We start from the raw sequence: 12,865 nt of genomic DNA on the forward strand, positions 1-12,865 counted from the left end.
CTCACTTTCCAAAACTCTATTACCTCTTATTATACCACATTTCGGATGGCAATCTTGTACCTAAAAAGACCGCAATCCACAGATTGCAGTCTTTCTTTATTTTCTGGCTTGATAGCGACTAGTCAGGATGAAAATCACAGTAAAGATTAACATCATGGCCCCATAAACAGGCAATGTTTGTCCTGTAAGTGTCGAAATTTCAAGTAGTTTTTGGATTCTTGGGAAGAGGGCTGTGGCTAGGAAGCCTCCTACTGACCAAACAATCAAGAGGACACGCCATAGGGTAAATGGCATGCAGGCTCTAAATACGGATAAGAAACCAATTGACCCCAAGAGATAATAGAGGAGGGTTGAGATTTCTAACTCAGACCAACCTTGGCTACTTCCAAATATTTTCACAAAAAGAACACTGAAGACGACCATGAGAGCGCTTGGTAGGGCACGAAGCATGGATCTTCTGAGGAAGTTTGGCTCAACAGGCTTGATATTTCGCTCAAAAGTCAAAACGAATGGTGGGAAACCTTCCACGAATTGGTCTATCATGGTAATCTGAATCGGAATGAAGGGGAAAATCAAAATCCACTCTGATCGACCTAGTACAGCACTGGCGATACAGATGACTGCGAGCAAGAAAGAATAAATGGTCTTTATCAAGAAAATCGGAGCGATGTGGGCAATGTTATTGACCACGCGACGACCTTCAAAGAGAATCTCAGGAACATCATTAAAGTCAGAGTTCAAGAGAACCAGATTGGCAATCTGACGGGTTGCTGGGTCTCCCTCCGCCATTACGATAGAGCAATCCGCCTCACGAAGAGCCAGGATATCATTGACTCCGTCCCCTGTCATAGCTGTTGTATGCCCCGCTTTTTTCAGTGTTTGGATGATGAGTTTCTTTTGATGAGGGGAAACACGTCCGAAAATAGCTGTCTCTTCAGCCATAGCAACCAATTCCTCATCCGTGATTTTTGAGCAATCTACATAGCTGTGGTAGTCCGCAAAACCAGCCTTCTTGGCAATGCTGGATACCGTAACTGGATTGTCACCAGAGATAATCTTGAGCCCCACTTCCTGAGAACGGAGATAGTCCAGCGTCTCTGCTGCTCCTTCTCGAATGGGGTCCAAGATTTCCAGCAAGGCTAGAGCCTGAATATCAGATGGTTTTTGTGGTTTGTGATGGTCTAATTTCTCCTGACTGAGAGCTAAGACCAAGACACGTGACCCTCTCTCCAAGGCCTCTCTGGCTTCAGGGACTTCATTTTCTAGCAACATCTCAGGTGCACCTAAGAAAACTGTTCCCAAACCTTCTAACTCCATGGCTCCCCACTTGCGGTCACTGGAGAAGGGAAGATTGGAAATCATAGGGTAGGCTACCTGACCTTGGAAACGCTGGCGAATGGCTTGGGCAGTTGGATTTTTATCCTCACTATGGGCTATGTAGCTGGTCAGGATGCTGGCAATAGCCTCTTCACCGTAAGTTTCCGTCAGCGGAAGAACGGACTCCACCTGCATCTTTCCTTGGGTGATGGTACCCGTCTTGTCCAAACAGAGCATATCCACGCGCGCCAAGGTCTCAACAGAGTACATCTCCTGCACCAAGACCTTTTTCAAGCCCAACTTAATCACTGCAGTCAAGAGCGAAGTAATGGTCAAAAGGGCAATTCCCTTAGGCAACATTCCCAAAAGGGCTGTCGACGAGTTTACAACGGATGACTTGAGAGGCAGGCCTTTTAAGATCAAGGCTTCCAGCAAGAGAGCCAGGCCAAAAGGAATGATAATCTTTCCAGTAAAACCTGCTAACTTGTCCAGCGATTTCATGATACGAGAGTTGATTGGTTTAACGGTCTTGGCTTCCAGCATGAGTTTGGCAGCATAGTTGTCTGCACCGACATGGTGAACTTGAGCTAAAACTGACCCACTAGCTAGGAAACTTCCTGACAAAAGCAAGGCATCAACTTCCTTTTGCACCAAATCACTTTCCCCCGTCAACATGGCTTCATTGACTTCCGCAAAGCCTTCCAAGACCAAGGCATCACTGGGAATCTGCTCTCCTGCAGACAAACGAATGACATCTCCTAGCACCAATTCTTCAGGATTCAGAGCCACTTCTTGGCCATCACGAATAGTCTTGACCTTTTCCCTGGTCATGAGATTGAGCTTGTCCACCATGTGTTTGGCCCGTAGCTCGGTCACAATTCCAGAAAAAGCGTTAAAGCAGATAACAGCAAAAAAGACCAGATTGCTCCAAGCCTGCACAAAGGCAAGGGCCAAAGCAATGGCAAAGTTCAAAGCGTTAAAAAGGGTAAAGACATTTCGTTTAACGATTTGCCAAGTGCTGGTACTGGCCGAAGCAGTAAAATCATTGACCAAGCCCTTAGCCTGTCTATCCTTGACTTCTCTTTGGGTTAATCCCATAATCTTATTTTTATCCATAAATTCTATCATATCATTTTTTCTAAAAGAATTCTAATCTCATCCCAAATATGGACCTGGTCAAGGGAAAAGTTTGCCAGCCCTCCTTTGATAAGGTATAATAATAACAAGAAAATAATCGAAGGAGATCGCATGTTTTATACTTATTTACGTGGATTGGTTGTCTTGCTCCTATGGTCCATCAATGGCAATGCCCATTATCATAATACTGATAAAATTCCTAATCAAGATGAAAATTATATTCTGGTTGCCCCTCACCGTACCTGGTGGGATCCTGTTTACATGGCCTTTGCGACCAAGCCAAAACAATTCATCTTTATGGCAAAAAAAGAACTCTTTACCAACCGTATCTTTGGTTGGTGGATTCGTATGTGTGGTGCCTTTCCTATTGACCGTGAAAATCCTAGTGCTTCTGCCATCAAATATCCTATCAATGTTCTTAAAAAAAGTGATCGCTCTCTCATCATGTTTCCAAGCGGAAGCCGTCACTCAAACGATGTCAAGGGTGGCGTAGCCCTGATTGCCAAAATGGCCAAGGTCCGTATCATGCCTGTTACCTACACAGGTCCCATGACTTTGAAGGGCTTGGTTAGCCGCGAGCGTGTCGATATGAACTTTGGAAATCCAATCGATATCTCAGATATCAAGAAAATGAATGATGAAGGCATTGAAACAGTCGCCAATCGTATCCAATCAGAATTTCAACGTCTAGACGACGAAACGAAACAATGGCACAATGATAAAAAACCAAACCCACTCTGGTGGTTTATCCGCATTCCTGCCCTCATCCTTGCCATTATCCTCGCTATCCTAACCATCATCTTTAGCTTTATCGCAAGCTTCGTATGGAATCCAGATAAAAAGAGAGAAAAACTTGGTTAAATAAATACAACAATCCCTTGGCATGTGCCAAGGGATAAATCTTTTATTCGATTTTCCATTTTTGGGCCAACCAGCTAGAAAAAGCTAGAAATCGCTCAGCTACTTGTTCATGGTGTCCATAAGGATCAAAGACAAACTGACCGGTCGGATAGCTTTTCTGAAGACTGGTATGGATCTGCTCAGCATAGGCTGGTGCTTGAGCCAAGCGATTAGTATGGTGTGCTCCTTCTGTTTGACCGTTCTGTAAATACAGCAAACAGTCTAGATTTTTCACTGTCTCTGCCTTGCAATAAGTCACAAAATCAGGATACCAAAAGGAACCGCAGATCGAAAAGATACAGGAAACCTTGTCAAAGCTGAAAAGACTGTAGACTGCCGCCAAACCACCTAGTGAGTAGCCTCCATAAGCAAGGCGAGTTTCGTCCAGGTGATAAAGCGACTGCAACTTGTCTAAAAGACCTCCAAATAAATGATCATGATAGGCTTTTGCCTGACCACCAAAATCTGGGGCTCCATCTCTCAGAGCAGCTGCCTTCCAGGGAGTGTAATCATCTAGGCGATTTTTAGAGGTCAAGCCCACTAAAATCACAGATTCTGAAAGTGAAGATAGGAAATCCAAGTTTCCATCATTCAATAAAATAGCCGGATAGGTTTGATTGGGGTCGTAGTTAGAAGGAAGGCTGATTTTGACTTGAATTCCTTCCCAATCAAACTCATTATTTATTGATAAAGTCATTGATTTTCTCAAGGGAATCAATCACTGCTGGACCATAGTCCATCAACTCATCGTAAGAGATGGTCATGATTTTTTGATTCTTAATAGCAGGAACGCTTTCCAAAACAGCATTTGCCTTCATCAACTCTACTGCTTTTTCATCCAATTTTTTATTGCGGTCGCTGGTTACATAGATAATCAATTCAGGATCCATTGACACGAGATTTTCCAAGGTCAAGCCTGATGTCCCCGTAGCAACGTTTGTATAACCAAGTTGGTTCAGCAAACTTTCTTGCAAAGCAGACTTGTAGGCACCAAAGGTTTCATCATTATAAGCAACCATAATCAAAGCCTTTTTCTTTTCACCTTGACTTACTGGGTTTGCTTTCTTAACAGCGTCAATTTTAGTTTGTAATTGGGCTGCGTATTCATTAGCCTTGTCCTGAACATTAAAAATCATTCCAAGATTTTTGACATCTTCTACGATATTCCCCAAATCTTGCTGAATCGTTGAGAGAGAAGCTTTTTGAGTATAAACTGGGATTTTATTTTCATTCCAAGTGCTAACTGTCCCCAAGGATTTTTCAGAAAACATCATGTTTCGTCCCATCACAGCGTCTGGCTCATAAGAAAGGACTGTCTCTTGTGAGACTGTTTTTTTATCGCCAATTTGAGGAATAGTCGCAATCGCATCCTTGTATTTGTCCGTCACAGCATTGTCTGGATTGAGCATGCCAGCAATTTTATCCTTCAAGCCTAACTCCAATAAGATTTCAGTGGTTGAAAGATTGTTGGTGATAACTTTTTCAGGTGCCTTGTCAAAAACTTGTTCGACTTCATTTCCCTTAGCGTCGTAGGTTTTGACCGTTAGTGGATAAGTCGTCTCTGTGCTCGCCTTTTGACTTGTTTCTGTGCTAGATTGTGTGGTAGCTTTTTCTGTAGTAGTGTTACCACAAGCTGCCAAAGTTAAGGTAGCTACTGTTACGAGTAAAATGCTTAGTGTTTTTTTCATCTTGTTTTCCTTTTCATTCTTATAAATAGTGAATCATAGCTTGCTGATCCTCGGTCCAAGTAACCTGACTTTGAACTCCGTATACAGTTTGCAATGACTCAGGGGTGATGGTCTCCTTCGGAGTCCCTTGGTAAAGGATTTCTCCCTCTTTCATCAGATAGAGATAATCCGAATAGCGACAAGCAAGTTGAATATCATGCAGAACAGCTAGAACATTGACCTTGAGATTCTTCACAATGGCCAACAAGTCTAGCTGATACCTGATATCCAGGTGATTGGTCGGTTCGTCCAGGAGCAAGAGAGTCGGTTCTTGCGCCAAGGCGCGGGCTAGTAAAACTCGCTGTTTCTCTCCCCCTGACAGGGACGAATAGAGACGAGTTTTCTTCTCAAGCATATCCACCTTAACGAGGGCATCTTGAACGAGCGCATAATCCCTTTCCCTTTCCTTCTGTAAAAAAGAGAGGTGGGGAGTTCTTCCCAGCAAGACGATTTCTTCAACTGTACAATCAAACTGCAATTGATTAAACTGGGTCACAACTGCCATTTGCTTAGCTGTTTCTTTGAGCGTCCATTGTTCCAGAGGCTTTCCATCTAGGCTTATCAATCCTTTATCTGCCTTTTCCTGACGATAGAGGAGTTTAAGTAGACTGGTTTTCCCGCTTCCATTTGGCCCTAATATCGTGTGAAATTGATTCCCTTCAACCTTAAGAGAGACTCCTTTGAGGATTTTTTTCTCTCCTAGTCCAAAGTGGATATCCTGACAAATCAAGTCCATATCAGATCCTCACCTCCCTTCGCCTACCTCCAACAATGTAGATAAAGAAGGGAGCACCTACCAAGGCTGTGAAAATACCAATAGGAAGCTCTGCGTTTGGAATGATAATACGAGAGAGTATATCTGCCCAGATGACAAAAAGGGCACCTAGCAAGGTTGCAACAGGAAAAAGCCTCTTGTAATTCGTTCCTACTAACCCTCGAGCTAAATGTGGAGTAATCAGACCGACAAATCCAATAATCCCACAGGTTGCCACTAAGATTGCTGTCAGCACAGCCACCATTGTCACATAAAGATACCAATAAAAGCGTAAGGGAATCCCCAAAGTTAAAGCAGCCTCATCTCCCATCATCATCGCATTGAAAACACGATACTGAGTAGAGAAAAATAGAAAGGCTATTCCTACTACTATAGTTGGCAGGACCAAGTCTGCCCAGGAAGTCCCAGCGAGCGAGCCCATGGTCCAAAACTTAATGGTCATCACACTATCCGCATTAGCTCCAACTGAGATAATAAAGTTTGAAAAAGCCAGAAAGAGAGCGTTGACCACCGTTCCTGATAAAATCAGACTGGAAGTCGTCATCCTTCCCTGCATAGAGGCAATGATGATGACAGCAATTGTTGCCAAAATAGCGCCAAGAAAAGCTCCAAGGCTAATCATCACTTTTAAACCAAGAATGATGCTCAAGGTTGCACCTAGAGTTGCACCAGCAGAGATTCCTAAGACATAAGGCTCTGCGATGGGATTGTTTACCGTGGACTGCATCACACTACCACACATAGAAAGGCCTGCTCCTACTATCAAACCTAACAATACTCGAGGGAATCTCATGTTCCATACAATGGCAAGAGTGGACTTGGAAACCTCTCCTATCTCAAGAGGAAATCCCAACCTGCTCAAAATAATCCGATAGGTATCTCCTAGATCAATCGCAACAGATCCCATTGAAACTGCTAGAAAGAGAGAAATCCCTAAAATACCTAGCAAAATAACTAAAAGTAACACAAATTGCTGGTCTTGTCGGCTTCCAGAAAATTTGGAAAGCATGCAAACCTCCTTTGATAGAATCTTAAAAATTTAGAAAATTCTCATGAAAAGTATACCATATTTTCAACAATGGAACAAGATGAGAAAAATAAATATAGTTGGTCTTACAGTGCTAATAATCGTAACCGAAGATTATACTTGAGTATATCGAGGTAAAGTGACAACATAAAAAGCCCTCTGAAAATCAGAGAGCCAATTTGAGCTCGGGCTAAAATCCTAGTGAAACAAAAAAATCTACACGATCAGAAAAGTCTCTATCGTGCCATTTTCATACATGATGTATAGTCCAAGTAGAATGAATACTAAGGGCACAATGATTCGCTCGTATTTTTCAATTGTCTCGAATATTAACGGAATAGAGGATAACACCCGACTAATCTCGCATAAGATAATTATGCCGATTACAAACACAAGCAAGGCCACGAGAGTCTGTGACCAATCTAACGAAGCAAAATAAGGTATATAGATACCTAAATTATCTCCGCCAGATGCAATTGTCAGCAATGTAACTGTCCAAAACAGTTGATTTGCCTTGCTTTGTTCTAATCTTTCAATAATTTCTTCCTCTTCTTCCTCACCTTCTCCAACAATTGCAAAGCGAATCCCTAAATAGATAGGGATTAAACCAAGCAATCCAACCATCCATTCTTCAGGCACGAAATTAACGACATAAGCAGCAACTAAACTCGCCCCTACAAGTAAGCCTGTGCCTAGATATTGCCCCGCATAAATATGCCATTTTTGTTTATTCTGTGATAGCTGTGCAAATAAAATAATTAAAATAATTAAATAATCGATACTGGTAGAAATATAAACACCAATAGCAGATATGATTGTCTGTACCATAAAAAAACTCCTGTATTAGTCAGTAATAAATCAGCAGATTTTAGGAGAGCACAGACACATTAATTTAGCTATCGCTAGTGGGTAATGTCGAACGTAGGAAAGCATTTTACTCCTCCTCAAAATATAGTTACAAAGTAATTTCTAACTGAAATTCGGTGACTACTTCCATGTAAAGTATAACATACTATACTTTACTTCGTAAAGTGTGGGCTCTCCGAGGGGGCTTGCAGACAGCTACTCGGCTTTTCAAGCCGAGTAGCTGCGCACCTTTATGGTGTAATTAGCTGATACCATTTGAGATTTTTGTAGTCTCCAAAATTGTGACCGATAAAACCTCAATAAAAAAGCCCTCTGAAAATCAGAGAGCTCCAGTCTTGCTGGATAAAACGTTTATAGACTAGGCGGACGAGGCGAAGATTGTACTAATGGTACATCAAGCCGAAGCCAACGAAGTATAGAAACGTTTTAGACGCAAGATTAGCGACGAAGTCCTAGAGAGTTGATTAACTCACGGTAACGGTTAACATCGTTTTTACGCAAGTATGCAAGCAAGTTACGACGGCGACCGATTTTCTTCATCAATCCACGGTAAGTAGCGTGGTCTTTTTTGTGTTGTTTGATGTGTTCGTTAAGGTGGTTGATTTCCCAAGTAAGGACAGCAACTTGAACCTCTACTGAACCTGTATCACCTTCGTGACGTGCATATTGTGCGATGATTTCATTTTTTTTCTCTTTTGAGATTGCCATGATGTTTCTCCTTTTTATTTGGCTTCATCCGAGTGACAGGTTGGCATGCCTGCAACCAAGAAGAAGTTATTTGTCTTTCCGACAGTTCTTATTCTACCAAGAAGCAGAGACTTTGTCAACAGATTTACTTTTTAAAAACTTGACCTACTCTACTGATTTCAGAGCTTCAAGCATATCCACCTTTCTCAAGTGGTGATTGACAAAGAGCCCCAGTAAGGCTAAGATTACAGTCACTGCGATGATTGGAAGAGCATAGACTTCCCAGCTGACTCGTGGATAAAAAAGTATGGTGGCAGGTGAGATCATTTGAATCAAAAATTGATGTAAATAGTAGCCGGCTACCAAACCGTGAACAATCCCCACAAAAGACAGCACCATGGTCTCGCGGTAGATATAGAGGGTCACTTCTTTATTATGGAAACCGAGAACCTTGATGGTCGAAAGTTCACGGATACGTTCTGCCACATTGATATTGGTGAGATTGTAAAGAATGACAATGGCTAGCAAGACGGAAACAAGGATAAGGATTGCCATGGTTTTATTGAGCGAACTAGCCACGGATTCAAAGAGGTGGATAGCTGTTGCATTTTGGACCACCCCAGAAACAGCAGTTTTTTTCATAAAGGCCGCAGCTTCTTTCTCCGTATTGGATGGTGTTGGCTCTTTTAATTTTACTAGGTAGGTATTGTCTTTCGGACTGGTACCGTAGACTTGTTCGTATGTCGCTCGGTTGAGATAAACAAAGTGTCCAACATAGTTTTCAGAAATAGCCGATACCCTGATTTCTTTTCCATCAAGCTCCAGCTTATCTCCAACCGTAACACCTGCTAGTTGAGCTAGTTTTTGACTCACGACTGCTCCATCTGTGACCTGCACCTCTTGGCCATTTTCCTCTAATGCGATAAAGGGTTTGAAATTTTCTCTGCTTGTGACCATTATAGTGATAGTCTGAAGTCCTGCTTTTCCTTTGAAATCTTTTTCAATGGATTTAGAGTAGATTTTTTGGTAAGCATGGATAGGATTAGCTTGCAAGGCACTTTCTAGATCTGCTTTTTCTTGCTCCGTTACACTGCTCTTTTCCGCTACAATCATCTGGTATTGCTGGATTTGTTCAAATTGACGATCGACAACTCCTCCCACAGAAGACTGAATGCCAAGACCTGCAAATAGGAGAGCAACCGAACCCGCAACTCCAAAAATGGTCATCAACATCCGTTGCTTATAACGGAAAATATTTCGCGCCGTAACCTTATGAGTGAAGCTCAAACGACTCCAAATAAAACTCAGGCGTTCCAGCAAAATCTTTGATCCTTTAACGGGAGGTTTGGGCAGCAAAAGTTGGGCTGCTTCATCGTGCAATTCCCTCCGTGCCACTAGATAAGCTGGCAAGACACTGGATACCCAACTTAAGGCCAGGGCAAGAAGGCTATAAGACCAGTAGAAATACTCCTGACTTTTCCCAACGACCATTCCAGCTGTTATAACATCCGAAATCACGCCTGCAAGGAGATAATGTCCTAAAAGCGTTCCTAAAACGGTTCCTACAGTTCCTGCAAGAAAACCATAGAGGACAAACTTGGCAACAATATCTTTATTCTTATAACCTAGAGCCTTGAAAATACCAGCATTGGTGCGCTCTTCATCCACAAAGCGAGTCATAGTTGTAAAGGTTACCATTGCAGCAACCATAAAAAGCACCACGGGAAAGATATTCCCGACAGAACGAATACTTGCTGAAGCGTTACTGTACATGAGATAGCCTTGACCGCCTGGCATGGTTTGGCGGTTATATACATGGTAAGTAGGCTCTGCCAGTTCATCAAGCTCTTTCTGGTGTTGTTCAAGCTTCTCTTTTTCCTTGGCTAGATTACTCTCTGTCTGAGCCATTTTTTCTTTTTCTGTAGCCAATTCTTCCTTAGCTTTTGTCAATTGCTCCTTGGCTTGACTCTTTTGAGGCTCAGGCAAAGCGGTCACTTGTTCTTCTTGAGTTTTCAATCGACTTTCAGTCTGTTCTATCTGACTCTTGCCTTTTTGAAGGTTGCTTTTAGCTATTTGGAGTTCTACTTTTCCCTCTTCCAAGCTCTTTTGCCCATTTGCTTTGATACTTGCCAATCTTTTTTGACCATTATCGGCAAGCAAGTTTTGTAAGTCTTCCTGGTGTTGATCTCGTTTGCTTCTATAGTCTGATGAAAAAGCATCCAAATTTTTTAAATCATCATAGCGCACACGCGCAATGCTATAAACATCTGAGTCAAACTGACTGGCTACAATCACTCCATAACCTGCCAAACTTCCATTTCCACTACTAGCCCCTCCCAAGTCTTTTTGAGAAAGCATTTCACCCGAATGGACAAATCCAGTAATGGTGAAAGATTGGGATTTTATGACGATCTTCTCTTCTTTCTTGCTAAAGGTGATAGTCTGTCCAATCTGATAGCGGTCTTTCCAGAAATCTGCCAAGGAAATTTCCCCATCAGCCTCTGGAAGTCGTCCTTCTGTCACTTGGAAGGTTGAAATTCCCTCCGGCTTGGAATAAAGTCGAACCGCTTCTTCACTATTTTCAACGGTTAGGTCTGCCATATAGCCAAACTCAACACTTGCTCCTTGAAGGGTCTTTAGTTCGTCTTGATCCTTTTTATCCAATCCATAATCAGCTATCACTGCCAGATCCAAGGTATTTGCTTTACGGAGATAATCCTCAGCTGTACGTTCCATATTTGGGCTAGTCACTTTGAGACCTACTAGAGCTAAAGACCCCAGCATCATCAAGGTCAAGATAGATAAAAAGCGTCCCTTGGAAGCAGTCACCGACTGGAGCAAGTCTTTTCGGTATGTTTTTTTCATGCTAATACTCCAATGTATCGATAGCCTGTGGATGCTCATTGATTGTTACTCTCATAACAGTGGCATCACGCATGTGAATCACCCGATCTGCGATAGGAGCTAGCGAGCTATTGTGAGTCACGATAATCACCGTCGCTCCCTTTTGACGAGACATGTCTTGGAGAATCTTCAAGACTTGCTTGCCTGTCTGATAATCCAAGGCTCCAGTTGGTTCATCACAAAGGAGAATTTTAGGATTTTTGGCTACTGCGCGTGCAATGGAGACTCGCTGTTGCTCCCCTCCAGAAAGCTGGGCTGGAAAATTATTCATCCGATGAGCAAGACCCACATCTGTCAGAACTTGCTCGGGATTCAAGGCATCTGTCACGATTTCTGAAGCCAACTCCACATTTTCCTTAGCTGTCAGATTGGAAACTAGATTATAAAACTGAAAAACAAAACCGACATCATTTCTACGATAATTTGTCCTCTGGTGGGAACTATAATCTGCAATATTGGCACCATCAATCCAGATTTCCCCCTCGTCATTGGTATCCATTCCCCCAAGAAGGTTAAGAACCGTTGACTTGCCCGCACCAGATGCACCTAGAATGATAACCAATTCACCCTTTTCAATCTCAAAATTCACATCGCTATTGGCCACAATCTCCGTGTTCCCAACCTGATATCGCTTGTAACAATGTTTCATCTCAATATAAGCCATCATCAACCTCATTTTCTTTAACTACTTCTTAATATCATTATAACGCTTTTTCGAAGAGTTGGATACTAGAATAAAAAGAAAAACCTAGGTATTCCTAGGCTTTCTTTTTATAAATTATTTTCCAAGGTAGTATTCAGAAACTACATTCAATTTTTCGTCGAATTCGAATACCAATGGTGGGAAGTTAGGGATTTCCACGTCCATGATTTCGTCATCTGACAAACCTTTGATGTGTTTTACAAGGGCACGGATTGAGTTACCGTGAGCTCCTACGAATACGTTTTTACCATCTTTAAGAGCTGGAGCGATTTTATCTTCCCAGAATGGAAGGGCACGTTCCAAAGTCACTTTCAAGTTTTCAGCATCTGGAATAACTGAATCGTCAAGTGAAGCGTAACGACGGTCAGTGTGAGCTGAGTGCTCATCATCACGGTCCATGTTTGGAGGCAATACATCGTATGAACGACGCCAGATGTGAACTTGCTCATCACCAAATTGTTCAGCAGCTTCAGCCTTGTTTTTACCAGTCAAACCACCGTAGTGACGTTCGTTCAAACGCCATGATTTTTCAACTGGAACCCACAATTGGTCAGAAGCTTCAAGAGCCAAGTTAGTTGTTTTAATCGCACGTTTCAATACTGAAGTGTAAGCTTGGTCAAATTCGATACCAGCTTCTTTGATCAATTTACCAGCGTCAATCGCTTGTTGTGTACCTTTTTCAGACAAATCAACATCAGCCCAACCAGTGAAAAGGTTAGCTTTGTTCCATTCAGACTCACCGTGGCGAGCAAAAACCAATTTTACCATTAGATAGATTCTCCTTTAAATTTTCCGAGGTTTCCCCTCGTTTATCTATTCTA

The 12,865-nt window shown here is 42.3% G+C and carries 11 protein-coding genes; 1 reads left to right on the top strand and 10 read right to left on the bottom strand.

The window, feature by feature from the left end; all coding sequences use genetic code 11:
* Positions 1-96 precede the first annotated feature (96 nt).
* Entirely contained in the window at positions 97-2,433 is a 2,337-nt protein-coding gene (locus EII37_RS00175; RefSeq protein ID WP_124787266.1) for a cation-translocating P-type ATPase, read from the bottom strand.
* Positions 2,434-2,565: 132 nt separating this feature from the next.
* Here EII37_RS00175 and EII37_RS00180 point away from each other — a divergent pair, with 132 nt between their 5' ends.
* Positions 2,566-3,315 (top strand): 1-acyl-sn-glycerol-3-phosphate acyltransferase, encoded by a 750-nt coding sequence (locus tag EII37_RS00180; RefSeq protein ID WP_124787185.1) that lies wholly within the window; start codon positions 2,566-2,568, stop codon positions 3,313-3,315.
* Between the two features lie 43 nt (positions 3,316-3,358).
* On the opposite strand, the gene EII37_RS00185 is transcribed toward EII37_RS00180, so the two are convergent.
* The 9 genes from EII37_RS00185 to EII37_RS00225 all read right to left on the bottom strand — a co-directional run bounded on the left by EII37_RS00185 (position 3,359) and on the right by EII37_RS00225 (position 12,812).
* Entirely contained in the window at positions 3,359-4,051 is a 693-nt protein-coding gene (locus tag EII37_RS00185) for an alpha/beta hydrolase-fold protein (RefSeq protein ID WP_124787186.1), read from the bottom strand.
* Positions 4,032-5,042 carry an ABC transporter substrate-binding protein gene (locus EII37_RS00190; protein WP_124787187.1) on the bottom strand — a complete coding sequence of 337 codons (1,011 nt, stop codon included), beginning with the start codon at positions 5,040-5,042 and terminating at the stop codon, positions 4,032-4,034. The genes EII37_RS00185 and EII37_RS00190 overlap by 20 nt, the downstream gene beginning before the upstream one ends.
* A 19-nt stretch (positions 5,043-5,061) precedes the next feature.
* The gene (locus EII37_RS00195) at positions 5,062-5,817 is read right to left on the bottom strand and encodes an ABC transporter ATP-binding protein (RefSeq protein ID WP_124787188.1); all 756 of its coding nucleotides are present in this window, start codon (positions 5,815-5,817) and stop codon (positions 5,062-5,064) included.
* Between the two features lies 1 nt (position 5,818).
* Complete coding sequence (locus tag EII37_RS00200) at positions 5,819-6,865, bottom strand: iron ABC transporter permease (protein ID WP_124787189.1); 1,047 nt, start codon at positions 6,863-6,865, stop codon at positions 5,819-5,821.
* Between the two features lie 234 nt (positions 6,866-7,099).
* On the bottom strand, positions 7,100-7,711 hold the full coding sequence (locus EII37_RS00205; RefSeq protein ID WP_033681511.1) for a CadD family cadmium resistance transporter: 612 nt from the start codon (positions 7,709-7,711) through the stop codon (positions 7,100-7,102).
* A 477-nt stretch (positions 7,712-8,188) separates the two neighbouring features.
* Positions 8,189-8,458: a 30S ribosomal protein S15 gene (gene rpsO, locus EII37_RS00210; protein WP_001018251.1), complete on the bottom strand. Its 270-nt coding sequence runs from the start codon at positions 8,456-8,458 to the stop codon at positions 8,189-8,191.
* Between the two features lie 144 nt (positions 8,459-8,602).
* A complete protein-coding gene (locus EII37_RS00215) occupies positions 8,603-11,308 on the bottom strand; it encodes an ABC transporter permease (protein WP_185695930.1) in 2,706 nt (901 codons plus the stop codon).
* A complete protein-coding gene (locus EII37_RS00220; RefSeq protein ID WP_124787191.1) occupies positions 11,304-12,005 on the bottom strand; it encodes an ABC transporter ATP-binding protein in 702 nt (233 codons plus the stop codon). Before EII37_RS00220 ends, EII37_RS00215 begins: the two co-directional genes overlap by 5 nt.
* Positions 12,006-12,119: 114 nt before the next feature.
* Positions 12,120-12,812 (bottom strand): phosphoglycerate mutase, encoded by a 693-nt coding sequence (locus EII37_RS00225; RefSeq protein ID WP_000240129.1) that lies wholly within the window; start codon positions 12,810-12,812, stop codon positions 12,120-12,122.
* Positions 12,813-12,865 lie beyond the last annotated feature (53 nt).

Origin of the sequence: Streptococcus sp. OH4692_COT-348, from assembly GCF_003859975.1 — a bacterium.
Lineage (GTDB): Bacteria > Bacillota > Bacilli > Lactobacillales > Streptococcaceae > Streptococcus.

Bases quoted from the DNA above. Each gene is read 5' to 3' on its own strand.
- EII37_RS00175 (WP_124787266.1), bottom strand. From the start codon at position 2,433: ATGGATAAAAATAAGATTATGGGATTAACCCAAAGAGAAGTCAAGGAT.
- EII37_RS00180 (WP_124787185.1), top strand. From the start codon at position 2,566: ATGTTTTATACTTATTTACGTGGATTGGTTGTCTTGCTCCTATGGTCC.
- EII37_RS00185 (WP_124787186.1), bottom strand. From the start codon at position 4,051: ATGACTTTATCAATAAATAATGAGTTTGATTGGGAAGGAATTCAAGTC.
- EII37_RS00190 (WP_124787187.1), bottom strand. From the start codon at position 5,042: ATGAAAAAAACACTAAGCATTTTACTCGTAACAGTAGCTACCTTAACT.
- EII37_RS00195 (WP_124787188.1), bottom strand. From the start codon at position 5,817: ATGGACTTGATTTGTCAGGATATCCACTTTGGACTAGGAGAGAAAAAA.
- EII37_RS00200 (WP_124787189.1), bottom strand. From the start codon at position 6,865: ATGCTTTCCAAATTTTCTGGAAGCCGACAAGACCAGCAATTTGTGTTA.
- EII37_RS00205 (WP_033681511.1), bottom strand. From the start codon at position 7,711: ATGGTACAGACAATCATATCTGCTATTGGTGTTTATATTTCTACCAGT.
- rpsO (WP_001018251.1), bottom strand. From the start codon at position 8,458: ATGGCAATCTCAAAAGAGAAAAAAAATGAAATCATCGCACAATATGCA.
- EII37_RS00220 (WP_124787191.1), bottom strand. From the start codon at position 12,005: ATGGCTTATATTGAGATGAAACATTGTTACAAGCGATATCAGGTTGGG.
- EII37_RS00225 (WP_000240129.1), bottom strand. From the start codon at position 12,812: ATGGTAAAATTGGTTTTTGCTCGCCACGGTGAGTCTGAATGGAACAAA.